Genomic DNA, 22,545 nt, shown 5'->3' with positions numbered 1-22,545 from the left:
GTGGTGTTCTTCTTCAGGTCTTCTGCGTCAGGCTCTTGCCGTGCTCAGGCGACGGCCACAGGCCGCGGGGGCGCATCAGCATGATGATGATCATCGCCAGGGCAATCAGCAGCTGGCGCAGGATGGCGGAGTCCAGGCGTCCGTCCGTCATGGCCTGCAGCGGGCCGGCCACGTAGCGCAGCACTTCGGGCAGGGCCGACAGCAGGACGGCACCCAGGATCACGCCAGGGATGTGGCCGATACCGCCCAGCACCACCATGGCGACGATCATGACCGACTCCATCAGGCTGAAGGACTCGGGCGACACGAAGCCCTGGAAGGCACCGAACATCGCACCCGACACGCCGCCGAACGAAGCGCCCATGCCGAAGGCCAGCAGCTTCATGTTGCGGGTGTTGATGCCCATGGCCTTGGCTGCGATTTCGTCTTCACGGATCGCCATCCAGGCGCGGCCGATGCGCGAGTCCTGCAGGCGGTAGCAGATCACGATGGAGACCACCACCAGCACCAGGAACAGGTAGTAGTACAGCGTGACGGAGTTGATGTCGAAGCCGAACAGTTCCAGGCGTTTACCCAGGTCCAGGCCGAAGATCTTGACCGAGTCGATCTGGCCCAGGCCCTTGGGGCCGTTGGTCAGGTTGACGGGGTGGTCCAGGTTGTTCAGGAAGATGCGGATGATTTCGCCGAAGCCCAGCGTCACGATGGCCAGGTAGTCACCGCGCAGCTTGAGCGTGGGCGCCCCCAGCATGGCGCCAAAGAACGCCGCTAACAACGCCGCTACCGGTATCACGATCCACAGCGAGGTGTGCAACCCGTTGGGGAACATGGCGGCAAACGCCGCAAAGTTGTCTGCCAAATGTGGCGAAGCCATCAGGGCAAACAGGTAGGCACCCACGGCGTAGAACGCCACGTAGCCCAGGTCCAGCAGGCCGGCGTAGCCCACCACGATGTTCAGGCCCAGGGCCAGCAGCACGTACAGCAGGGCCAGGTCGGCAATACGCACCCAGGCGTTGCCGAAGGATTGCAGGATCAGCGGCAGCACCAGCAGCGCCACGGCGCCGATGATCCAGTTGGTTTTGGTGTTCTTCATGGTGTGAGGCTCCTCAGGCGCGATCGGCCACACGCTCACCCAGCAGGCCCGAGGGACGCAGCGTCAGGATGATGATGAGCACGATGAACGCAAAGATGTCGGTGTAGTGGCTGCCCAGCAAACCGCCCGTGAGCGTGCCGATGTAACCCGAGCCGATGGCTTCGATGAGGCCCAGCAAAATACCGCCCACCACCGCACCGGCCAGGTTGCCAATGCCGCCAAACACCGCCGCCGTGAAGGCCTTGAGACCGGGCAGGAAGCCCATGGTGTGTTGTGCCGTGCCGTAGTTGGACGCGTACATCATGCCGGCGATGGCCGCCAGCACGGCGCCGATGATGAAGGTGGCCGAGATCACCATGTCGGGCTTCACGCCCATCAGGGATGCCACGCGGGGGTTCTCCGCCGTGGCGCGCATGGCGCGACCCAGGTTGGTGTGGTTGACCAAATAGACCAGCGAAGCCAGGGCCACCGCCGTCACGCCCAGGATCAGGATTTGCGTGGGGGTGATGAAGGCGCCACCCACCTGGAACGGCGTGCTGGGCAGCAGCGTGGGATACGGCTTGTAGTTGGGCTTCCAGATGATCATCGCCAGCGTCTGCAGCAGGATCGACATGCCGATGGCAGTGATCAGGGGTGCGAGGCGCGGGCTGTTGCGCAGCGGCTTGTACGCAATCTTCTCGATGGTGTAGTTGAGGGTGGCAGCCACCACGCACGCGATGATGGTGGCCAGCAGCAGGATGGTCCAGCCCGGCGCGCCCGGCATGGCGGCCTGCATCATTCCAATACAGCTCCAGCTGGTGAGGGCGCCGATCATGAGCACCTCGCCGTGGGCGAAATTGATGAGTTGAATAATGCCGTACACCATCGTGTAGCCCAAGGCTATCAAGGCGTACATGCTGCCGAGTACCAGACCGTTAATGATCTGTTGCAGCAAAATGTCCATAAGAGAAGTCCTTCGTTTGTGACGTACCCACCGCTTTGGCACCGGAATCGGTACAGCCTTGTGGGCCCGACTGCCATCTAGCAAAAAACCCGCCAGAAATGCAGCTGTGCGGGTTTGTGGACGGGATTGTAGCGAGTAGTCACAACCGCCCCTAGGCAGGCTGGGCGGGGTTTTCCCTCGGGTTCAGGCCGTATCAGCGTGCCACGCACTCCATAAGGAATTTTGATGCACGCAGGAAAATTGATGTGTTAACTTATTAAATCGATCATGCCAAATTGGCATGATGCGAACAGCCAGTTCATCCCGCGCGATCTGCCTCATGCCCAGAAAAAGGGCCACCAAAGCTTTCAACCCAGGTGGCCTGTGGCGCGGCGATTGCGCGACGCCAATCTCCGCAATACACCGTCAGTTATAGGTATAGGTCACGGTATAGGGCACCGTCATCGCTACAGGCGACGTGATGGAGAGCGTTGCCGAAACGCTGCCCGTGTTGCCGCTGAATGCGCAGCTGTTGATGGTCAGCGTGCCCGCACCGCCCGGCACCGCCTGCGTGAGCCCGATGCCCGACGAGGGGTTGGTGATTTCGCTGCAGAACTCGGATTGATTGGCAGGCTTCGGCACGTTGGTGATGGTGACAGGGGGCGCCGCCACGCCACCTGCGTTCACGTTCAGGACCAGCGTGTAGGAGCCACCACTTCCGCCGCCACCGGTCCCGCCAGTGCCACCCGTGCCGCCTCCGTTGCCGCTGCCGCCCACCGTGATCGTGGTGTGCGCATTGTTCAGCGCGATGCGGAACCCATCGGACAACGTAAACGTGGTGTTGCTGGCAGCACTCACCAGCGCTGCGTAGTCCATGCCCAGGTTGGCCAGGGCTTGCTGCAATGCCTCCAGCACGTCATCCACCTTGTCTTTGGCCACGGCGTTGAATGCCACGGTACGTGGGTCGAAGGTTTGCAGGGCAGCCAAGCCGAGTGCGCTGCGCACGCTGGCCAGCGCCTTGTCCACCTGCGCTGCGGCCAGGCTGCCCAGGTCGCCAGGACCGGCCGCACCCCACCATGTCGCGGGCAGCTTGCCCGTGGCATTGGCGACGATCAGGTCGGTCAGCGGCGTAATGTTGGTCGTATCAAAAGTGAGCGCCACCGAGTGCAAAGCCTGACCGGCAGCCAGCGAGCCACCCGTCACCCGCACCGCACACGGCAGGGCCTGTCCAGTGGTGTCGATGCGCCAGGTGCCGTTGGCCCCGGTGACTGCCTCTAGCACGGCACTGCCTCCGCTGCACCGCAACTGCACCGTGCCGCCTGCAATCGGCGCGCCCACCGCTGCAGTGCCGCTCAAACTGGTCGCGGCAGCCGGTGGGGGGCTGGTTGCGTCACCGTCGCTCCCGCCGCCGCAGGCCGCCAGGGCCGCAGCTGCTGCCAACACGAGCGCACCGCGCAGCGGGCTCCAAGCCATCTTCTTCAGAACACCTTGCGTCATGGACTGACCTCTCTTCATGCATTGGTTAAAAAATGTAGCCAGCGAAATTGTTCAACCGCACACTCGGCCCTGACAATCCCGCGTTCACGGGGGTGGTCACCCTGGGCTACAACCTCTACAGTCCCCGCTCGACCATGACCTCATCCACCACCGCTCAACGCCCTCCCTCGCGCTGGCTGTTTGCGGCATTTGCCTATGCGTTGTTCACGGTGGCTCTGACGGTGGGGGCGTCGCTGCAAACGCCGTGGCTGGGTCTGACCATTGCACCCACCGAGGAGAAGATGCGCGTGGTAGCCAGCCAGGGGCCCTCCACCGCCGTTCCAGCGGGCGCGACCTTGCTTGCACTGCAAGCGGTCACGCATACCGGTTCGGCACACCCCAGCGCGGCCGAAGTCCCGCTGCAGGCGGAAGACCTCATCGAAGAGCCCGATGTGATGGGCACCTATGCGAAGATCGACGGCTTCTTCGCACGACAGCAACAGATCTACGATCTGTTGGCGCGGCCCCACGTGCGCCTGCGCTGGGAAGCGGGTGGGATTGTCAGCACCACCACCGTCACCCCGCAGGACCGCCCGATCAGCGCCCTCCCCCTGCTCTTTTGGTTTCAGCTCGCGGTCTCTGTGACCGGCTGCTTGATCGCTTGCTGGGTCTGGGTGCTCCGCCCGCACGACTGGGGCGCGCGCATGTTTGGTTTGACGGGCCTGCTCTTTCCCGTCTTTGCCATGCCGGCGGCGGTGTACAGCGGACGGGAGTTGGCGCTGCCCGGCAACCTGTTCTTCGCACTCAATGCGCTCAACCATTGGGGTTCGCTCATGTTTGGCGCGGCTTTTGGCGCCATCTTCATGGCCCACCCGAGGCCCCTGGTACGCCCCGTCCACCTGCTCTGGCTGTTCGGGGTGTTCAACCTGTGGTGGCTTGCGAATGTGCTTCGCCTTGCGCCCTCTCCCGCCGTAGGCATGCAGCTCGCCGTGGTGACCGAAATGCTGCTGGCCATGGGCTTTGCAACGGTGCAGTGGCGCAAAAGCCGGGGCGACCCACTGGCCCGCGCCTCGCTGCGTTGGTTCATCATGTCGCTCATGGTGGGCAGCGGGCTGTTTATTCTGCTCATCATCACCACCGCCATGCTGGGCTGGTTGCCCCCCATGCCGCAGGGCTATGCATTCGGCTTTTTTCTGTTCATCTATGTCGGCATCGCTTTGGGTCTGCGGCGGTACCGTCTGTTCCAGCTTGACGAATGGGCGTTTCGCATGCTGCTGTGGCTGGGCGGCGCGCTGGCCGTCGTGGCAGTGGATGCCCTGCTGATCCTCGCACTCGACTGGACGGCAGGACCGGCGCTAGGCGCATCGCTGTGGGTGTGTGGCGCGTTGTACTTTCCCGCACGGCAGTGGCTGTGGCAACGCTTGGCGCACCGCCCTGGCATGCAGCTGCACGAGCTGATGCCAGATGTAGTGCGCATCGCTTTTCAGCCATCCCGGCGGGCGCAGGAAGACGCATGGCAAGAGCTGCTGCGGCGCATCTTCGACCCACTGCACCTGCAAACGGCACCGGACTTTTCGCTGCCCCAAGCGCAAATTCAGGAAGGCGGTCTCTCGCTGTGCGTGCCAGCATGCGGCGGACTTTCGGCAAGCCACCTGAGCTACCCTGCCCGCGGCCAACGGCTGTTCTCGACCCAGGATGCCACCTTCGTCAACGCATTGACGCACCTGCTGAACGAGGCCGAACGCAGCCGCGATGCCCAGGAGCGCGGCGCGCGCGATGAGCGCAGGCGCATTGCACGCGACATGCACGACGACGTGGGCGCAAGGCTGCTGATGCTGATCCACCGCGCCCAGTCGCCCGAACTGACGGATCTGGCGCGGGCAGCCATGAATGACCTGCGCACTGCGCTCAACGTGATGGATGCCCATGCCATCCCGTGGGCCGATGCCCTGGCAGATTGGCGCGCAGAAGCGTCTGCGCGCTGCGATGCGGCGGGGGTCGCCCTGGAATGGAGCGCACCACACCATCCCGACGGCGAACTGGCTTCACGCCAGAAGTCCGTCATTGAGCGGGCACTGCGTGAAAGCATCACCAACGCGCTGAAACATGGCGAGCCGCGCACGCTCGATATTTCCGTCACCCTCCATGCAGACCATCTTGACCTGCGGGTGCGCAACGATGGCCCCGCTACCCGTCCCGACCAGTGGGCGGAGGGCCGTGGGTTGCGTGGCATGCGGCACCGGCTGGAGGAATACGGTGCCAGGCTGGAGGTGCGCACTCTGCCTGATGGCCGCACCGAGGTCGCGTTGCACCTGCCCCTGGCGCCCGAACCATCCACTACCACCGTGGAGACACCATGAACCACATCCTGTTGGTGGATGATCTTTCGGACGCGCTGGCCATGCTGCAGGACGCAGTCCGCGCAGCCTTCGGCCCGGTGCCTTGCACTCTGGCGCGCAGCGTGCACGAAGCACTGCAGGTCATCGACAGCGGCACGCCATTCGATCTGGCGTTGATCGACCTGGCACTCGGAGACGGCAGCGGGCTGGAGCTGATTGAGCGGCTTGCACAGCGCCAACCGCGCTGCGCCGTGGTGGTGGCCTCCATCCACGACGATGACGACCACCTCTTTCAAGCGCTGCAGGCAGGCGCGCAAGGCTACCTGCTCAAAGACCACCCCACTGATTGGCTCGCAGCGCAGTTGCAAGGCATTGCCCAGGGCCAGCCGCCACTTTCGCCGGCCATTGCCCGCCGCCTGCTGCGCTACTTCCAGCCACCAGCCCCGGCGCAGGTGTCATCGGCATCCGCAGCCACGGACCTGAGCACACGCGAGCGCGAAGTGCTGGGCTTGTTGGCACAAGGCGTGCGCATTGCCGACATTGGCGTCACACTGGGCATATCGCGCCATACCGTGGGAGACCACGTGAAAAACATATACCGCAAACTCAATATCACCAGCCGCGCCGAAGCGGCTTTGCAGGCCCGCCATCTGGGGCTGATCTGAAACGATGCCTGGGGCCAGTGACCTGAACTCTGCAATGCACCTGGCCAGGCAATCTCAGCCGATGTCCGCCTCTCCGGCCTGTGCATCCAGCTGCCGCAGGTAAGCCAGCTTTTCCGCGATCTTCGCTTCCATGCCACGGGGCACGGGTTGGTACCAGCCCGGCGCCTGCATGCCATCTGGCAGATAGCTTTCGCCAGCGGCGTAACCGCCGGGTTCGTCGTGCGCATAGCGGTAGTTCTTGCCGTAGTCGAGCTCTTTCATCAGCTTGGTGGGTGCATTGCGCAGGTGCATGGGAACGGGGCGTGTAGCGTCCTGCTTCACGAAGGCGCGGGCGGCGTTGTAGGCCTTGTAGACGGCGTTGGACTTGGGCGCGACCGCCAGATACACCACGCATTCGGCCAGCGCCAGCTCACCCTCGGGGCTGCCCAGGCGCTCGTACACCTCGGCGGCGTCCAGCGCCAGCCGCAAGGCGCGCGGGTCGGCCAGGCCAATGTCTTCGGCCGCCATGCGCACCAGGCGGCGTGCCATGTAGCGCGGGTCGGCACCGCCATCGAGCATGCGCACCAGCCAGTACAGCGCGGCATCGGGGTCGGAGCCGCGCACCGACTTGTGCAGCGCACTGATGGTGTCGTAGAACTGCTCGCCGCCCTTGTCGTAGCGGCGCATGCGCTCGCCCAGCACCTTGAGCAGCCAGGCATCGGTGATCTCGGTGAGCTTCTCCTGCGCGGCTGCCATGGCCAGCGTCTCCAGCGTGTTGAGCAGGCGCCGCGCGTCGCCATCGGCGTAGGCCACCAGGCGGTCGATTGCTACGCTTTCAATAGCTGGCAGCGCTTGCTCCTTCTGCGCCAAGGCCACAATTTGCTTCAAATCCTCTTCCGACAAGGGCTGCAGCACATACACCGCCGCCCGCGACAGCAACGCGGAGTTGACCTCGAACGAAGGGTTCTCGGTGGTGGCGCCGATGAAGGTGAACAGGCCGCTTTCCACATGCGGCAGGAAGGCGTCCTGCTGGCTTTTGTTGAAGCGGTGCACCTCGTCCACAAACACGATGGTGCGCTGCTGCATCAGGCCATCCCGCGCGGCCTGGGCGCGCTCCACCGCCTCGCGGATGTCCTTGACCCCGCCCAGCACCGCGCTGATGCTGATGAACTGCGCGTCGAAGGCATCGGCCATGAGCCGCGCAATGGTGGTCTTGCCCACGCCCGGCGGCCCCCAGAGGATGCAGCTGTGCGGGCGGCCGGATTCGAACGCAAGCCGGAGCGGCATGCCCGGGCCCAGCACATGCTGCTGGCCGATCACCTCGCCGAGCGTGCGGGGCCGCAGGCGCTCGGCCAGGGGCTGGTGGCTGGATGGGTGCGCCGAAGAAGGGGCGGAGGCACTGCGTGCTGCCATGGTCGTGTCCTGTCTACAGTAGGCTGATTTTCAAGCCAGATAGGCCTCTAGCGCCTACAAATCATGCGCTGACAGCTACATTTTTAGGAGCAAACTATTGCTTCACCACATCAGCCCCTGCCGGAGGCTTGAACTGGAAGGTGCTGGCGGGCAAGGCTGCATTGGCCTGCATGCCGTTGAAGCGGATCAGCGAGCGCTGGCCAAAGCTGTCCAGAATGTCGAGCGCCGCCAGTTGCTCGCCCGCAAAGCCCACGCGCACGCTCTTGAGCTGGCCGTCCTTGGTCTTGGGGCTGGCCAGCACCCACTGCAAACCATCGGCGTCGGGGGCGGCCTCCAGCGTGAAATCGGCCTTCAGCGCCGACAAATCCGGCGCGGACGCCAGCAGTGCAGCGGGCGTGCTGCCCAGCGCCTGCGACTGCGAGCGCTGCGTGACCTGATTCAGGTCCACGTCGTACAGCCACAACGTCTGGCCGTCGGCCACGATGGTCTGCTCGAAAGGCTTCTTGTAGACGAACTTGAAGCGCCCGGGACGCTGGAACTCGAAGCTGCCACTCGACGTCTTGGTGCGCGCGGCCTGGCCGTCCTTGGGTGGCGAGGTCACGGTTTGCGTGAAGTCGGCCTTGCCCGTCTGCGTGCCCTTCATGAAGGATTCCAGGCTTTTCAGCCCGTCAGCGCTAGCCACGCTTGCCGAAGCAGCTATCAAAATTGCAGTAGCGATCTTTTTCAACACGAACTCCTGTGGGGTGGTGACCGGCCTTGCGGTCCAGCCGGTCACTCGCTGCGGTTGGGCACCAGCACTTCACGCTGGCCGCTGGCCGTGAGGGCACTGACCAGACCGGCTTTTTCCATGTCTTCCAGCAGCCGCGCCGAGCGGTTGTAGCCAATGCGCAGCTTGCGCTGCACGTACGAGATGCTCGCCTTGCGGTCCTTGAGCACCACTTCGACGGCCTGGTCGTACATGGGGTCCTTTTCACCGCCTTCACCACCGCCGCCTTCCCCTGACAGATCGCCCTCGCCATCCACAGTTCCGCCTTCGAGCACGCCTTCTATGTAGTCCGGCTCCCCTTGTTCCTTGAGGTAACTGACGACACGGTGTACTTCTTCGTCCGACACGAAGGCACCGTGCACGCGGATCGGCAGGCCCGTGCCGCTGGCCATGTAGAGCATGTCGCCCATGCCCAGCAGGGCCTCGGCGCCCATCTGGTCGAGGATGGTGCGGCTGTCAATTTTGGACCCCACCGAGAACGCAATGCGGGTGGGAATGTTGGCCTTGATCAGGCCGGTGATCACGTCCACGCTGGGGCGCTGGGTGGCCAGGATCAGGTGGATGCCCGCGGCACGCGCCTTCTGCGCCAAGCGGGCGATGAGTTCTTCGATCTTCTTGCCCACCACCATCATCAGGTCGGCCAGCTCGTCGATGATGACCACGATGTGTGGCAGGCGCTGCAGCGGCTCGGGCTCTTCGGGCGTGAGGCTGAAGGGGTTGTAGATGAACTCTTCCTTGGCCTTGGCCTCGTCGATCTTGGTGTTGTAGCCCGCCAGGTTGCGCACGCCGAGCTTGGACATGAGCTTGTAGCGGCGTTCCATCTCGGCCACACACCAGTTCAGGCCGTGCGCCGCCTGCTTCATGTCAGTGACCACGGGCGCCAGCAGGTGCGGAATGCCTTCGTAGACCGACATTTCCAGCATCTTGGGGTCGATCATCAAAAGGCGCACATCGCGTGCCTCGGCCTTGTAGAGCAGCGAGAGGATCATGGCGTTGATCCCCACCGACTTGCCCGAGCCCGTGGTCCCAGCCACCAGCACGTGCGGCATCTTGGCCAGGTCGGCCACCACCGGGTTGCCCACGATGTCCTTGCCCAGGCCCATGGTGAGCATGCTCTTGGCCTCGTGGTAGACCTGCGAGCCCAGGATCTCAGACAGGCGGATGGACTGGCGCTTGGCGTTGGGCAGCTCCAGCGCCATGTAGTTCTTGCCCGGAATGGTCTCGATCACGCGGATGGACACCAGGCTGAGCGAGCGAGCCAGGTCCTTGGCCAGGCCCACGATCTGCGAGCCCTTGACGCCTGTGGCGGGCTCGATCTCGTAGCGGGTGATCACCGGGCCGGGCATGGCGGCCACCACGCGCACTTCCACGCCAAAGTCCTTGAGCTTTTTCTCGATGAGGCGGCTGGTCATCTCCAGCGTCTCGGGCGCCACGGTCTCCTGGCGCTGCTGTGGGCTGTCGAGCAAATCCACCAACGGGAGCTTGCTGTCGGGCATATCGGTGAACAGGGGCTTCTGGCGCTCCTTCACCACGCGGGTGCTCTGCGGCACATCGACCAGCACCGGCTCGATGATCTGCACGGGTTCGGGGTGGTGCACTTCGCTTTCGGTACGCTCTTCCAGCACCACCACCTCGCGCTCGCGGGCCGCCTTGCGGCCCACGGCGACGTCCTTGGCCACCTCGCGTTTTGCGAGGCGAGACTGCACCAGCGCATCAATGCGCCCGCCCAGAAACTCCGCCACATGGCCCCACGAGAAGCGGAACACCAGCGCTGCGCCCGCCACCGCCAGCACGATGGCCAGCAACCCAGAGCCTGTGAAACCCAGCCACTTCACACTGGCTGGCCCCACTACATAACCCAGCACGCCCCCAGCGTGACCAGGCAGGAAGGTTTCAAACCGGTACAGCCGCGACCACTCCAGCGCCGTGCTGGAGCACATCAGCACCACCAGTCCCCCCCAGAACGTGGCCCGGCGCACCAGGGGGCTGGCGGCACCGGCCACCACTTCGCCCCCACGCATCCAGCGCGCCAGCGACGACAGCCAGGCGCGCACACCAGCCGCCACGCACCACCACACCGAAAAGCCCAGCGCAAAGTAGCTGCCATCGGCCAGCCAGGCGCCAAAACGCCCCGCCCAGTTGGCGACAGAGCGCACATCGCGGGCGCCGGAGGTGGACCAGGCCGCGTCCTGCGCCGAATAGCTGACCAGCGCCAGCAGCCAGAAAACCAGGGCCAGCAAGCCCACCACCAGGGCGATTTCGTGGCCAAAACGGGCAGCGCCCGTGCGGGGCGGCGACTTGGCCGCCGCCGATGCATTCAGGGTATTGAGGGAATAGGTCATAAACGTGCGGGGTGAGCTTACCGCATGCATTGCGCCGGGCGCGGCACCCGGCGCAGGGTCTGCCACCCCACTTTCAGCCCAAGGCGTTCAGCCGGTCCTTGAGCAAGGTGGCCCCATTGGGCAACGCTTCGATGAAGCCACGCTCCTCCAGGTCTTTCATCACCCGGCTCACCATCTCGCGGGACGCGCCCACCATCTTGGCCAGGTCCTGGCGCGAGATTTTTTCCTTGATCAGCAACTGCCCTTGTGCATCGGCGACCGCAAAATCCAGCAAGGCGTGGGCGACCCGGCCGTACACATCCAGTAACGCGAGTGACTCAATCTTGCGATCGGCATGGCGCAAGCGCTTGACCAGCCCTCGCATCACCACCAGCGACATAGAGGCGTTTTCCGTCAGGCAGCGCGCAAACTCTGCACGCCCCAGCATCAGCACGTCGGTCTGCACTTCGGCACGCACGGTGGCCGAATGGGGTTCGTTGTCGATGATGCTCATCTCGCCCAGGTAGTCGCCCTGGGCCAGCGTGGCCAGAATCACCTCGCGCCCCCGGCTGTCCGAGGTCATGACCCGGGCGCGGCCGGTGAGCAGGATGAACAAGGCATTGGACTTTTGCCCCTGCTCCACCAGCGCTTCGCCCCGCTTGAAGCGGCGCTTGATCACCGCGCCGCTGATCACCTCCGCCTGCGCCACCGTCAGCAGCGAAAACAAGGGCACCCGGCGCAGCAGGTCGAGGTTGGACAACATCGTGGACATGCAAACATCTCCTTTCAGGGGTGCGACCCAACCGGAGCCGCAACGGGTTATCAATGGGTTCTTACAATCGCGGTGATTGAAAACGGGGCCACTCGTGCGAGCGGACGCCGGTTGATACTCGGCGGCTCGACCCCCAGCTTTCCCAACAGCGCCCCATGTAGCGGGCGCAAAACACAGGCTTTTACCATGTCCACCACCCAACACGCGAAAGTTCTGATCCTCGGCTCTGGCCCTGCGGGCTACACCGCAGCGGTTTATGCCGCGCGCGCCAACCTGAACCCGGTGCTGATCACCGGCATGGCCCAGGGCGGCCAGCTGATGACCACGACCGAGGTGGACAACTGGCCCGCCGATGTGCACGGTGTGCAGGGCCCGGACCTGATGCAGCGCTTTTTGGAGCACGCAGAACGCTTCAAGACCCAGATCATCTTCGACCACATCAACAAGGTCGATTTCAGCAAGCGCCCCTTCACCCTGACGGGCGACAGCGGCACCTACACCTGTGACGCACTGATCCTGGCCACCGGCGCATCGGCCAAATACCTGGGCCTGCCGTCGGAAGAAGCTTTCATGGGCAAGGGCGTGTCCGGCTGCGCCACCTGCGACGGTTTCTTCTACCGCGACCAGGACGTTTGCGTGGTGGGTGGCGGCAATACCGCCGTGGAGGAAGCGCTGTACCTGTCTAACATCGCCCGCAAGGTCACCCTGGTGCACCGCCGCGACAAGTTCAAGGCCGAGCCCATCCTGGTGGACAAGCTCCATGAGAAGGTCGCAGCGGGCAAGATCGAGCTCAAACTGTTCCACACCCTGGACGAGGTGCTGGGCGACAACACGGGCGTGACAGGCATCCGCATCAAGAGCACCCAGGACGGCAGCACGCAAGACATCAAGCTGCAGGGCTGCTTCATCGCCATCGGCCATGCGCCCAACACCGAAATCTTCCAGGGCCAGCTGGAGATGGAAAACGGCTACATCATCACCCAGGGCGGACTCAAGGGTTTTGCAACCCAGACCAGCGTGCCCGGCGTGTTTGCCGCCGGCGATGTGCAGGACCATGTGTACCGCCAAGCCATCACCAGCGCGGGCACGGGCTGCATGGCCGCACTGGACGCGCAGCGCTTCCTCGAGCAAGAAGCTTGATGACTAGCAAGGCCCCCACGCTCCGCCGCTGCGCGGGTCGCTGCCCCCCAAGGGGGCTTTTTTGTCTTGGGGCGGCCCGTCGACAAAAATCGGGCAGCAGGCTATAATCTGCGGCTTTGCTGAATTCGGCCCGTTTTTTGCGGTCCTCCGAAACCGGCAAATCGGGTTACCGCCACCCTTTCTGGCGAGGTGAGGCCGCAAGCCAACCTGGGCACATCCACAGCCCAGGGCTCAGCGAACGGCCGTTAATACAGTATCGGAGTGTCCTCATGGCACGCGTCTGCGACGTAACGGGCAAGAAGCCCATGACTGGGAACAACGTTTCCCACGCCAACAACAAAACCAAGCGCCGGTTCCTGCCGAACCTGCAATACCGCCGTTTCTGGGTCGAGAGCGAAAACCGCTGGGTGCGCCTGCGTGTTTCGAGCGCTGCCCTGCGTTTGATCGACAAGAACGGTATCGACTCGGTGCTCGCAGACCTGCGTGCCCGTGGCCAGGCTTAAGGAGTAGCACCATGGCAAGCAAAGGCGGACGCGACAAGATCAAGCTGGAATCCACTGCGGGTACCGGCCACTTCTACACCACGACCAAGAACAAGAAGACCATGCCCGAGAAGATGGCGATCATGAAGTTTGATCCCAAGGCTCGCAAGCACGTGGAATACAAGGAAATGAAGCTGAAGTAATTCAGCCTCTTTCTGCTGGTCTTCCCAAAAGCCGCCCGGCGTCCAGCCCGGCGGCTTTTTTCATGGGCAAGCAGGTCTTTGCGTACAGCCTGGCGCGCATCCTCGCAGGGCTCCCTCCTTCTCCGCTGAAGCCAACAAAAAACCGCTGCAGGCACAAGGCCCTACAGCGGTTTGATGGGAGGTGCGTCTGAGGTGCCCGGACCTGTAGCCAGCCCCTCAACGTCCTGAGAGAACATCTGGTCAGGCACGCGCAGCGCGCAGCCGGATGGAGAACTCGCGCAGGGCCGCCACACCACTTTCTTCCGCACGGCGGCACCAGGCTTGCAGGTCAGCAGTCAGCTGCTCGCGGGACTGGGAGGTGTTCAACCATAGCTGACGCAGTTCTTCGCGCATGGTCACCATCTTGTCGAGCGTCGGAGATGCCGCACGGGCCTGCGCCAACTGCGGCAAGGCGCCCGCTGGCACCTTCTCGGCATCGCGGTGCAGCCAGCGCTTGGCCGCTTTGAGCACCGACACGTCGGCCTGACGCGCCTGCAGCGCGGCAATCTCGTCCCTGCAAGCCTGCCGCACGCCGCGTGCATAGCCAGCCATCACTTCGTAGCGGTTGGCGATCAAGGCTTCCAAAGTCTTTTCGTCGGCCACGGGCTTCACATCGCCCAATTGCAGCTTGGGCGGCACCTTCTTCACCGTAGCCCAGCCGATTTTCTTCATGAGGCTGATGTACACCCAGCCAATGTCGAACTCATAGGGCTTGACCGAGAACTTGGCCGACGTGGGGTACGTGTGGTGGTTGTTGTGCAGCTCTTCGCCACCGATGATGATGCCCCAGGGGGACAAATTGGTGCTGGCGTCCTGCGCCTCAAAGTTGCGGTAGCCCCAGTAGTGACCCACGCCATTGACCACACCGGCGGCCCAGAACGGAATCCAGAGCATCTGCACCGCCCACACTGCCGCGCCCAGAGCGCCGAACAGGGCCAGGTCCAGAATGAGCATCAGGCCCACGCCTTGCCAGCCGTAGCGGGTGTAAACATTGCGCTCCATCCAGTCATCGGGCGTGCCGTGACCGAATTTCTTGATCGTTTCCATGTTCTTGGACTCGGCGCGGTACAGCTCGGCGCCGCGCCACATCACGGTGTCCAGCCCACGGGTCTGGGGGCTGTGCGGGTCGTCCACGGTTTCGCATTTGGCGTGGTGCTTGCGGTGGATGGCCACCCATTCCTTGGTGACCATGCCGGTCCCAATCCATAGCCAGAAGCGGAAGAAATGCGAGGGGATGGCGTGCAGGTCCAGCGCGCGGTGGGCCTGAGCGCGGTGCAGAAAGATCGTGACCGCTGCGATGGTGATGTGGGTCGTGGCAAGGGCGTACAACACGATCTGCCACCAGGCCAGGTTCCACAACCCATGTCCCAGCCAGTCAATGGCGGCGTTCAGTACAGCCCAGTCGGGTAACAGCATATTCACAAAAACCTTACTACAGAGAACCTGCTCACCAACGAAGCAGCTATTTCATTTTAGAGGGCCTGCCTCTGAAAGGATCAGGGAAATCCAGCGTGTTTACGCTGGTTTAGAGCCCTACCCCCGGCATTTCAGTCCTTCTTGGCCCAGATGGCCGCAAAGAATCCGTCAGTCTGGTGCAGATGGGGCCACAAGCGCAAATAACTACTGCCCGATGCGCCGCCGCTGCACAAACCCTTGGCGCCTTCGACCTTGAGTTGCTCCAGCAGCTCGCTGGCGTCCAACAACAGGAAGTCCGGGTGGGCGGCACTGAACGCCTCGGCAATGGCCTCGTTTTCTTGCGGCAGGATGCTGCAAGTGGCATACACCAAGCGGCCGCCCGGCTTGAGCAGGCGGGCTGCGCTGTCCAGAATGGACGTCTGCTTGGCCACCAGTTCTTCGATGGCCTTGGGCGACTGGCGCCATTTGAGGTCCGGGTTGCGTCGCAAGGTGCCCAGACCCGAACAGGGCGCGTCCACCAGCACGCGGTCGATCTTGCCTGCCAGGCGTTTGACGCGGTCATCGCGCTCATGGGCGATGGCGGCGGGGTGCACGTTCGACAGGCCGCTGCGGGCGAGGCGGGGTTTCAGTGCATCCAGCCGGTGGCCCGACACATCAAAAGCGTACAAACGCCCGGTATTGCGCATGCTGGCGCCAATGGCCAGGGTCTTGCCCCCGGCCCCGGCACAAAAATCCACCACCATCTCGCCGCGCTTGGCATCCAGCAGCAGTGCCAGCAGTTGGGAACCCTCGTCCTGCACCTCGATAGCGCCGCGTGTGAAGGCGTCCAGCTTGGTCAGCGCAGGCTTGTGGTCAATGCGCAGGCCCCAGGGGGAAAACGGCGTGGGATGCGCCTTGATGCCCGCTTTGGCCAGCTCCTTTTGCACGTCGGCGCGCTTGTCCTTGAGTGCGTTGACACGCAGATCCAGCGGTGCGCTCTGCGCCAGGCTTTCCACCAGCGGCCAGAAGCCGTCGCCCAATTGGTCCTTGAGGGGTTTGACCAGCCATTCGGGCAGGTTGTGGCGATGGCGCTCCATCAGGTCGTCCACCGTGACCGCATCGCACTGGTCGAGCCATTTTTTTTCCTGCTCGGTCAGAGCGCTCTTGAGAAAATCACGCGGACCATGAAACCCCAGGATGGCCAGACGGCGTTCCTTGGGCCCTGAGCCCGAGGGGGCCATGTGGTCAAACAGCAGCTTTTTGCGCAGAACGGTGTAGACCGTTTCCGCCAGCGTGGCGCGCTCGCGCGGCCCCAGGCCCCGGTTGTCGCGGAAGAATCGTGACACCACCGCGTCGGCGGGGTGTTCAAACGTGAGGGTGAGCCTGACCAGTTCGGCGCAGGCGTCGAGAAGAACTTTGGGATGCATCCTGCGATTGTCCCATTCCCCGCCACGCTACCAATATCCCCCTACCCGCCCAGACCGACAGCCGAAAGTCAACGAGCAAGCCGCTCCACGCGCGGCCAGGTCGTCAGCGGCTGTAGATCGGCTCGAACGCCGAGCGCTCGATCTGCTGCAGGGTCGGCGACTCCCCCGCCCACAGCACCAGCGCGGGGCCTGGCAGGCTCAGGTTACGCTCCAGCGCGCGGCACAGGTGGTAGCGGCTTTCATCGTCCATGCCCGGCAGCTCGACAAACACCAGGTAGGCCCTGCGCTGGGGGTATTCGCGCAGGTTCTTGCGCACCAGCCAGCAGCGCGCCAGCGGTGCGCAGCGGGCCAGCTCAGACTGCAGCTCGGCCAGCTCGAACGAGCTGAGATCATGCCGCACGATCTGGCTGAAGAACGAGGTGCCCGACAGCTCTTCCCAGGCCCGCTCTTCGGATTCTTGCGCGCGCTCCAGCCGCTTGCGCCATTGCTTGAAAGCGGCCGCATCGTGGTCCAGCCCCAGGCGTGGGGTCTCCAGTTCGGCCAATGCCGTGCGCGCAGCCCAGTAACGGTCGCTGCTGCCGGTTTCCCACAGGCGGTGCAGCAGCTGCAGCTTGCCCTCCCGATCCTCCTCTGCCAGGCAGGGCACCAGCCCGCGCAACGCGGCAGGGTATTCGGGGCTGCGCTGCAGCGCCAGCTCGTACAGGGCGCGGACATCGGCATGCGGGTCCAGATGGCGCTTCAGGCGGGCCAGCTCCACAAGGTCCGCAGCGCTGCTCTGTACTGTCGATGCACCCAGGGCCTCGGCGCGTGCGCGCACGCGCCCCAGCCAGGCGTGGTGCGGCTTCCATTCGCTGGCGTTGTCGCGGCACCATTGCTTGTCGAAATGGGCCACCCAGCGTTTGGCATCCGGACCCAGCAGGGCCAGCGCGTTGCCGCGCGACCATTCCGGCAGGGTGGGCGTGGCGTCCAGTGCCTCGATGCGGTCGCGCAGGCTGGGGTGGGTGTCGTCCAGATTGCTCAGACGCTTGAGCGCCTGGCGCAGGGCATCGTTGGCAAAGGCGGCATCGGGGGCCTTGGCCAGGGCACGGCGCATGCTGCGATAAGGGCCTACCGGCAACGGGTTGCCCGCTGCTGCACACCAGTGGTTGCCCCAGAACTCCGCCTGCAGCCAGGCGCCCCGGATCTCGATCTCGGCCAAGGCCGCAGCGGTCACGTCGCGGCCCAGCAGCTTGCCAGCGATGCGGTCGGCCTCGTATTCATCCTGGCGGGCCAGTGCAAAGGTCTTGGCCGAAAACCGTGGAAAGTACCAGCGCATGAACAGCTGCGTGGCGGCAGCCACCGGCCCCTCATCGTCGGCCAAGCTGTGGTTCAGGCGCATCCACGACAGGCGGGTGCGGTAGATCCATGCAGCAAAGCGGCCGTGGTCACCCCGCAGATGGCCGTACTCGTGCGCCAGCACCGCCAGAAAACGTGGCCGGTCCAGCGCCATCAGCAGGGGCAAGCCAATGCTCAGGTGGTTGACCGCCCCACCCAGCAGGCCGTAACGCGGCAACTGCTGGATGCTGGCATTGAACTCGCCGGTCAACGTGACCTTGTGAATGGGCGGGCCCTTGATTTTGCGACGGATGCGCGCCAGCGCTTCAAACAGATCGGGCGCGTCCAGCGCGGTAATTTCAACGCCCTCCGGCGCCTCAAACCGCACCCACAGCGCACGCAGGCTGACCCACAGCAGGCCTCCGGCTCCCAGCAAGGCCCAAACCATCGCCAAACGAAAGCGCCCATGCAGCAACTGGGGCACCACACACAGCAAAATACCCACAGCGAGCGCCAGACACCCCAGCACCCAGGCATAACCCAACGCCGCAAACGCGGCCACACTGCGGCGGTACGCGCGGCTGTTGTCGGCGCTGGCATGCTCGCTCATGCGCACCATGTGCACAAAATCTGCCTGGTCCACGGACTTCCCTCACTCTGGTTGGATTTTTTTCAGCCGCCATCCTAACCACTCACGCCACCTCCGCACCATGACCGACGACGACCTGCCCGAACTCATCCGCACGCCACCCGGCCTGTACCGCCACTACAAGGGCATGCTCTATGAAGTGATCGACACCGTGCGCCACAGCGAAACGCTGGAACCCATGACGCTGTACCGCGCGCTGTACGGCCAGCGGGGCTTGTGGGTGCGGCCCGCCGCCATGTTTGAGGAGCAGGTGCTGATCGACGGGGTGCTGCAGCCCCGCTTCCAGAAATGCGCAGAGGGGACGGCGCCCGTATAGTTGGCACCCTAAAGCGGTTTCAGCGCCCGTCCGAAAAGCGCTTTACGCTATATTTTCAATAGCAATCAGATCGCTGCAGCCGGGTGTTAGCTACAGCGTTTGAACCAGCGCCCGTACGGCGCGCGGGTAAATCACATGCTCCTGGGTCAGCACCCGGGCGGCCAGCGTCTCGGCGGTGTCGCCCGGTAGCACCGGCACCACGGCCTGGTCCAGGATGGGGCCCACATCCAGCTCGGCCGTCACCTGGTGCACCGTCACGCCCGCAAACTTGCAGCCCGCATCGATGGCGCGCTGGTGCGTGTGCAGCCCGGTGAACGCGGGCAGCAGCGAGGGGTGGATGTTGATGAGCCGCCCGGCGTAGTGCGCCACGAACCCCGGCGTCAGGATGCGCATGAACCCTGCCAGCACCACCAGCGCTGGCTGGTGTCGGTCGATGGTGGCGGCCAGCTCGGCATCGAACGCCTCGCGGCTGGCAAAGGCCTTGTGGTCCAGCACCTCCGTTGCGATGCCCTGCTCGCGCGCAAACACCAGCCCGGCGGCCTCCGGTTTGTTGCTGATGACGGCCGCCACGCGGGCGCCGTAGCGCTGCTCCCAGTGCTCCTGTTGGGCCGTGCGGACGATGGTGGCCATGTTGGAGCCGCCGCCAGAGATCAGAATGACGATGTTCTTCATAAATTGCCCCGGATTATCCCAGCCATGCCTTTTGATCCTGCGACCCGCCCCCTAACCCCCAACGAAGCCCGCGTGCTGGCCACGCTGATGGAAAAGGCGCGCACCGTGCCCGACAGCTATCCCATGTCGCTGAACGGCCTGGTCACCGGGTGCAACCAGAAAACCAGCCGTGACCCGGTGATGAACCTGAGCGACGCCGAGGCGCAGGAGGCGCTGGATTCGCTCAAGCTGCTGACCTTGGCGTTTGAGAGCAGCGGTAACCGCACCACGCGCTGGGAGCACAACTTTCAGCGCGGCGTGGGTGTGCCCGAGCAGTCGGCCGTGCTGCTGGGCCTGCTGATGCTGCGCGGGCCGCAGACCGCCGGCGAGTTGCGCATCAACGCCGAGCGCTGGTACCGGTTTGCGGACATCTCCTCGGTCGAGGCGTTTCTGGACGAGCTGCAGGAGCGCAGCGCCGAAAAAGGCGGCCCGCTGGTCGTGCAGCTGCCCCGCGCGCCCGGCGCCCGCGAACAACGCTGGGCGCACCTGCTCTGTGGGCCAGTGGATACCTCCGCCAGCCATGCACCCGCAGGCGGGTCGGGCGCCAGCCCATCGCCAGCCCTGCAGGCTCGTGTAGACGCCCTGGAGGCTGAGGTGGCGAGCCTGCGCAACAACGTGCAGCGGCTGTGTGCCGAGCTGGGCATTTCCCCTGAGTTCAGTCCAATGTCGCCACCCGGACAGGAATAAAACGAACGACCGTGCTACAAATGCAGCATCACTAGGAGACGCACCGCATGGATCTCGCATTCACCCCCGAAGAGCAGGCCTTTCGCGAAGAAATTCGCGCTTGGGTTCACGCCAATCTGCCCAAAGAAATCTCTCACAAGGTCCACAACGCCTTGCGCCTGACCCGCGAAGACATGCAGGGCTGGGCCAAGATCCTGGGAAAAAAGGGCTGGCTGGGCTTTGGCTGGCCCAAGGAGTTCGGCGGCCCCGGCTGGACAGCCGTGCAAAAGCACCTGTTTGAAGAGGAATGCGCCCTGGCGGGCGCGCCACGTATCGTGCCGTTCGGCCCGGTGATGGTGGCCCCGGTGATCATGGCGTTTGGCAATGCCGAGCAGCAAAAGCGCTTCTTGCCCGGCATCGCCAGCGGCGAAGTCTGGTGGAGTCAGGGTTACAGCGAACCCGGTTCGGGCTCGGACCTGGCCAGCGTCAAAACCCGCGCTGAGCGCGTGGGCGACAAGTACATCGTCAACGGCCAAAAGACCTGGACGACCCTCGGCCAGCACGGCGACTGGATGTTCAACCTGGTGCGCACCAGCACCGAGGGCAAGCCCCAGACCGGCATCTCTTTCCTGCTGGTGGACATGAAGTCCAAGGGCGTCACCGTGCGCCCCATCAAGCTGCTGGACGGCGAGTGCGAAGTAAACGAAGTGTTCTTCGACAACGTCGAAGTGCCCGCCGAGAACCTGATCGGTGAAGAGAACAAGGGCTGGACCTACGCCAAGCACCTGCTGAGCCACGAGCGCACCAACATCGCCGACGTGAACCGCAGCAAGCGCGAGCTGGAGCGCCTCAAGCGCATCGCCAAGACCGAAGGCGTGTGGGACGACCTGCGCTTCCGCGACCAGATCGCCCTGCTCGAAGTCGACATCGTGGCACTCGAAATGCTGGTGCTGCGCGTACTGTCTGCCGAGAAGTCGGGCAAGAACTCGCTCGACATTGCGGGCCTGCTCAAGATCAAGGGCAGCGAGATCCAGCAGCGCTACGCCGAGCTAATGATGCTGGCCGCAGGCCCCTTTGCCATGCCCTTCATCGAAGAGGCCATGGAAGCCGGCTGGCAGGGCAACTTCCCCGGCGGCGTCACCGCCAACGCACCGCTGGCATCCACCTACTTCAACCTGCGCAAGACCACCATCTATGGTGGCTCCAACGAAGTGCAGCGCAACATCGTGGCTCAGACCGTCCTCGGCTGATCCCAAGTTCCAGGAGACAAGAACATGGATTTCGATTTTTCTGACGACCAGGAACAACTGCGCGACGCCGTGCGCAAGTGGGTGGACAAGGGCTACACGTTTGAGCGCCGCCGCGCTGCCGTGGCCGCCGGCGGTTTTGACCGCACCGCCTGGAACGAACTGGCCGAGCTGGGCCTCACGGCCCTCACCGTGCCCGAAGCGCACGACGGCATGGGCCAGGGCGCCATCGACGCGATGGTCGTGGCTGAAGAACTGGGCCGTGGCATCGTGCTGGAGCCCATCGCCCAGGCCTTCATCGCCAGCAGCGTGCTCTCGCACTACGCCCCCGCCGAAGTGCAAAGTGCCTGGCTGCCCCGCGTGGCCAGCGGCGAAGCCCTGGTGGTGCTGGCCCAGCAAGAGCGCAAGGCACGCTACCGCCTTGACATTTGCGAAGCAAAAGCGGCTAAAGCGCAATCAGGATATGCGGTAACAGCTATCAAAAGCGTAGTGCCTGCTGGTGACCAGGCGGACGCCTTCATCGTGCCTGCGCAGTTGGACGGAAAGATCGCCCTCTTCCTGGTCGAACGCACTGCGAGCGGCGTGACCACGCAGGGTTACGTCACGCAAGACGGCAGCCGCGCCGCCGAGGTGCACCTGGCCAACGCCCCCGCCACGCTCATCACCACCGACGGCCTGGCTGCGCTGGAACTGGCCGTGGACACCGGCATTGCCACCGCCTGTGCGGAAGCCGTGGGCGTGATGGACAAGACCGTGGCCATCACCGTCGAATACATGAACCAGCGCAAGCAGTTCGGCGTGTTCATTTCCAGCTTCCAGGCGCTGCGCCACCGCGTGGCCGACATGAAGATGCAGCTGGAGCTGGCCCGCTCGATGAGCTACTACGCCAGCCTCAAGCTCGGCGCCCCTGCCGAAGAACGCCGCGCCGCCATGGCCCGCGCCAAGGTACAGCTGGGCCAATCCATGCGCTTTGTCGGCCAGCAGGCCGTGCAACTGCACGGGGGCATCGGGGTGACGGACGAGTACATCGTGAGCCACTACTTCAAGAAGCTCACGCAGCTGGAAGTGACCTTTGGCGACACGCTGCACCACCTGGGTGAAGTGTCCGCCCGCATGCAAGACACCGCAGGCGTGTTTGCCTGACGGTCACTGACGCAGGCGCGTCACAGCCATCAACGATGCTCGTGGATTCACTGGTCCACGGGCATTTTTT

General features: G+C 64.2%; 20 protein-coding genes. 9 read left to right on the top strand and 11 right to left on the bottom strand.

The annotated features are described in order from the left end of the window. Positions 1-13: 13 nt before the first annotated feature. The 3 genes from C380_RS06665 to C380_RS23950 all read right to left on the bottom strand — a co-directional run bounded on the left by C380_RS06665 (position 14) and on the right by C380_RS23950 (position 3,509). The gene (locus C380_RS06665) at positions 14-1,090 is read right to left on the bottom strand and encodes an ABC transporter ATP-binding protein (protein WP_015013096.1); all 1,077 of its coding nucleotides are present in this window, start codon (positions 1,088-1,090) and stop codon (positions 14-16) included. 13 nt (positions 1,091-1,103) lie between these two features. Then, the gene (locus C380_RS06660; RefSeq protein WP_015013095.1) at positions 1,104-2,033 is read right to left on the bottom strand and encodes a branched-chain amino acid ABC transporter permease; all 930 of its coding nucleotides are present in this window, start codon (positions 2,031-2,033) and stop codon (positions 1,104-1,106) included. A 405-nt stretch (positions 2,034-2,438) separates the two neighbouring features. Next, positions 2,439-3,509, bottom strand: a complete 1,071-nt coding sequence (locus C380_RS23950; protein WP_015013094.1) for a hypothetical protein — start codon at positions 3,507-3,509, stop codon at positions 2,439-2,441. Positions 3,510-3,643: 134 nt separating this feature from the next. Between C380_RS23950 and C380_RS06650 the strand changes: the two genes are divergently transcribed. Both C380_RS06650 and C380_RS06645 read left to right on the top strand, forming a co-directional pair. Next, positions 3,644-5,848 carry an ATP-binding protein gene (locus tag C380_RS06650; protein ID WP_148279925.1) on the top strand — a complete coding sequence of 735 codons (2,205 nt, stop codon included), beginning with the start codon at positions 3,644-3,646 and terminating at the stop codon, positions 5,846-5,848. Then, entirely contained in the window at positions 5,845-6,492 is a 648-nt protein-coding gene (locus C380_RS06645; RefSeq protein ID WP_015013092.1) for a response regulator transcription factor, read from the top strand. The genes C380_RS06650 and C380_RS06645 overlap by 4 nt, the downstream gene beginning before the upstream one ends. A gap of 54 nt (positions 6,493-6,546) precedes the next feature. Here the strand turns inward: C380_RS06645 and C380_RS06640 are convergent, their stop codons facing one another. From C380_RS06640 to C380_RS06625, 4 genes are all read right to left on the bottom strand, one after another. Then, positions 6,547-7,884 (bottom strand): replication-associated recombination protein A, encoded by a 1,338-nt coding sequence (locus C380_RS06640; RefSeq protein WP_015013091.1) that lies wholly within the window; start codon positions 7,882-7,884, stop codon positions 6,547-6,549. 94 nt (positions 7,885-7,978) lie between these two features. Further along, positions 7,979-8,611: an outer membrane lipoprotein chaperone LolA gene (lolA, locus tag C380_RS06635; RefSeq protein WP_015013090.1), complete on the bottom strand. Its 633-nt coding sequence runs from the start codon at positions 8,609-8,611 to the stop codon at positions 7,979-7,981. Positions 8,612-8,655: 44 nt separating this feature from the next. Then, positions 8,656-10,992, bottom strand: coding sequence for a DNA translocase FtsK (locus C380_RS25725; RefSeq protein WP_015013089.1), 2,337 nt, complete (start codon positions 10,990-10,992; stop codon positions 8,656-8,658). A gap of 73 nt (positions 10,993-11,065) precedes the next feature. Continuing rightward, on the bottom strand, positions 11,066-11,743 hold the full coding sequence (locus C380_RS06625) for a Crp/Fnr family transcriptional regulator (protein WP_015013088.1): 678 nt from the start codon (positions 11,741-11,743) through the stop codon (positions 11,066-11,068). Positions 11,744-11,929: 186 nt separating this feature from the next. On the opposite strand from C380_RS06625, the gene trxB reads away from it, so the two are divergent. The 3 genes from trxB (at position 11,930) to rpmG (ending at position 13,568) form a co-directional block, all read left to right on the top strand. Next, complete coding sequence (gene trxB / locus C380_RS06620; protein ID WP_015013087.1) at positions 11,930-12,883, top strand: thioredoxin-disulfide reductase; 954 nt, start codon at positions 11,930-11,932, stop codon at positions 12,881-12,883. A 269-nt stretch (positions 12,884-13,152) separates the two neighbouring features. Continuing rightward, complete coding sequence (gene rpmB, locus C380_RS06615) at positions 13,153-13,386, top strand: 50S ribosomal protein L28 (protein WP_015013086.1); 234 nt, start codon at positions 13,153-13,155, stop codon at positions 13,384-13,386. An 11-nt stretch (positions 13,387-13,397) separates the two neighbouring features. Further along, on the top strand, positions 13,398-13,568 hold the full coding sequence (gene rpmG / locus C380_RS06610; protein ID WP_005797189.1) for a 50S ribosomal protein L33: 171 nt from the start codon (positions 13,398-13,400) through the stop codon (positions 13,566-13,568). A gap of 240 nt (positions 13,569-13,808) precedes the next feature. Here the strand turns inward: rpmG and C380_RS06605 are convergent, their stop codons facing one another. From C380_RS06605 to C380_RS06595, 3 genes are all read right to left on the bottom strand, one after another. Continuing rightward, positions 13,809-15,023, bottom strand: a complete 1,215-nt coding sequence (locus C380_RS06605; RefSeq protein WP_015013085.1) for a fatty acid desaturase — start codon at positions 15,021-15,023, stop codon at positions 13,809-13,811. Positions 15,024-15,154: 131 nt separating this feature from the next. Beyond that, the gene (locus C380_RS06600) at positions 15,155-16,429 is read right to left on the bottom strand and encodes an RsmB/NOP family class I SAM-dependent RNA methyltransferase (protein WP_015013084.1); all 1,275 of its coding nucleotides are present in this window, start codon (positions 16,427-16,429) and stop codon (positions 15,155-15,157) included. 103 nt (positions 16,430-16,532) lie between these two features. Next, positions 16,533-18,386: a M48 family metalloprotease gene (locus tag C380_RS06595; protein ID WP_015013083.1), complete on the bottom strand. Its 1,854-nt coding sequence runs from the start codon at positions 18,384-18,386 to the stop codon at positions 16,533-16,535. Between the two features lie 67 nt (positions 18,387-18,453). Here C380_RS06595 and C380_RS06590 point away from each other — a divergent pair, with 67 nt between their 5' ends. Further along, positions 18,454-18,708: a DUF1653 domain-containing protein gene (locus C380_RS06590; protein ID WP_015013082.1), complete on the top strand. Its 255-nt coding sequence runs from the start codon at positions 18,454-18,456 to the stop codon at positions 18,706-18,708. Between the two features lie 90 nt (positions 18,709-18,798). Here the strand turns inward: C380_RS06590 and purN are convergent, their stop codons facing one another. Next, positions 18,799-19,380, bottom strand: a complete 582-nt coding sequence (purN, locus tag C380_RS06585; protein WP_015013081.1) for a phosphoribosylglycinamide formyltransferase — start codon at positions 19,378-19,380, stop codon at positions 18,799-18,801. Positions 19,381-19,404: 24 nt separating this feature from the next. Between purN and C380_RS06580 the strand changes: the two genes are divergently transcribed. Genes C380_RS06580 through C380_RS06570 form a run of 3 tightly spaced genes read left to right on the top strand, consistent with a single transcriptional unit; the run spans position 19,405 to position 22,475 of the window. Further along, on the top strand, positions 19,405-20,106 hold the full coding sequence (locus C380_RS06580) for a YceH family protein (RefSeq protein WP_015013080.1): 702 nt from the start codon (positions 19,405-19,407) through the stop codon (positions 20,104-20,106). Positions 20,107-20,153: 47 nt separating this feature from the next. Further along, positions 20,154-21,335, top strand: a complete 1,182-nt coding sequence (locus C380_RS06575; protein ID WP_015013079.1) for an acyl-CoA dehydrogenase family protein — start codon at positions 20,154-20,156, stop codon at positions 21,333-21,335. Positions 21,336-21,359: 24 nt separating this feature from the next. Further along, the gene (locus tag C380_RS06570; RefSeq protein WP_015013078.1) at positions 21,360-22,475 is read left to right on the top strand and encodes an acyl-CoA dehydrogenase family protein; all 1,116 of its coding nucleotides are present in this window, start codon (positions 21,360-21,362) and stop codon (positions 22,473-22,475) included. Positions 22,476-22,545 lie beyond the last annotated feature (70 nt).

Origin of the sequence: Acidovorax sp. KKS102, assembly GCF_000302535.1 — a bacterium.
GTDB lineage: Bacteria > Pseudomonadota > Gammaproteobacteria > Burkholderiales > Burkholderiaceae_C > Acidovorax.
Note: the sequence above shows the minus strand (reverse complement) of the source record. Positions and strands in the feature narration are given on the sequence as shown.

What these genes read in the sequence shown, in the direction of transcription:
- C380_RS06665 (WP_015013096.1), bottom strand. Translation starts at nt 1,090, where the DNA reads ATGAAGAACACCAAAACCAACTGGATCATCGGCGCCGTGGCGCTGCTG.
- C380_RS06660 (WP_015013095.1), bottom strand. Translation starts at nt 2,033, where the DNA reads ATGGACATTTTGCTGCAACAGATCATTAACGGTCTGGTACTCGGCAGC.
- C380_RS23950 (WP_015013094.1), bottom strand. Translation starts at nt 3,509, where the DNA reads ATGACGCAAGGTGTTCTGAAGAAGATGGCTTGGAGCCCGCTGCGCGGT.
- C380_RS06650 (WP_148279925.1), top strand. Translation starts at nt 3,644, where the DNA reads ATGACCTCATCCACCACCGCTCAACGCCCTCCCTCGCGCTGGCTGTTT.
- C380_RS06645 (WP_015013092.1), top strand. Translation starts at nt 5,845, where the DNA reads ATGAACCACATCCTGTTGGTGGATGATCTTTCGGACGCGCTGGCCATG.
- C380_RS06640 (WP_015013091.1), bottom strand. Translation starts at nt 7,884, where the DNA reads ATGGCAGCACGCAGTGCCTCCGCCCCTTCTTCGGCGCACCCATCCAGC.
- C380_RS25725 (WP_015013089.1), bottom strand. Translation starts at nt 10,992, where the DNA reads ATGACCTATTCCCTCAATACCCTGAATGCATCGGCGGCGGCCAAGTCG.
- C380_RS06625 (WP_015013088.1), bottom strand. Translation starts at nt 11,743, where the DNA reads ATGTCCACGATGTTGTCCAACCTCGACCTGCTGCGCCGGGTGCCCTTG.
- trxB (WP_015013087.1), top strand. Translation starts at nt 11,930, where the DNA reads ATGTCCACCACCCAACACGCGAAAGTTCTGATCCTCGGCTCTGGCCCT.
- rpmB (WP_015013086.1), top strand. Translation starts at nt 13,153, where the DNA reads ATGGCACGCGTCTGCGACGTAACGGGCAAGAAGCCCATGACTGGGAAC.
- rpmG (WP_005797189.1), top strand. Translation starts at nt 13,398, where the DNA reads ATGGCAAGCAAAGGCGGACGCGACAAGATCAAGCTGGAATCCACTGCG.
- C380_RS06605 (WP_015013085.1), bottom strand. Translation starts at nt 15,023, where the DNA reads ATGCTGTTACCCGACTGGGCTGTACTGAACGCCGCCATTGACTGGCTG.
- C380_RS06600 (WP_015013084.1), bottom strand. Translation starts at nt 16,429, where the DNA reads ATGCATCCCAAAGTTCTTCTCGACGCCTGCGCCGAACTGGTCAGGCTC.
- C380_RS06590 (WP_015013082.1), top strand. Translation starts at nt 18,454, where the DNA reads ATGACCGACGACGACCTGCCCGAACTCATCCGCACGCCACCCGGCCTG.
- purN (WP_015013081.1), bottom strand. Translation starts at nt 19,380, where the DNA reads ATGAAGAACATCGTCATTCTGATCTCTGGCGGCGGCTCCAACATGGCC.
- C380_RS06580 (WP_015013080.1), top strand. Translation starts at nt 19,405, where the DNA reads ATGCCTTTTGATCCTGCGACCCGCCCCCTAACCCCCAACGAAGCCCGC.
- C380_RS06575 (WP_015013079.1), top strand. Translation starts at nt 20,154, where the DNA reads ATGGATCTCGCATTCACCCCCGAAGAGCAGGCCTTTCGCGAAGAAATT.
- C380_RS06570 (WP_015013078.1), top strand. Translation starts at nt 21,360, where the DNA reads ATGGATTTCGATTTTTCTGACGACCAGGAACAACTGCGCGACGCCGTG.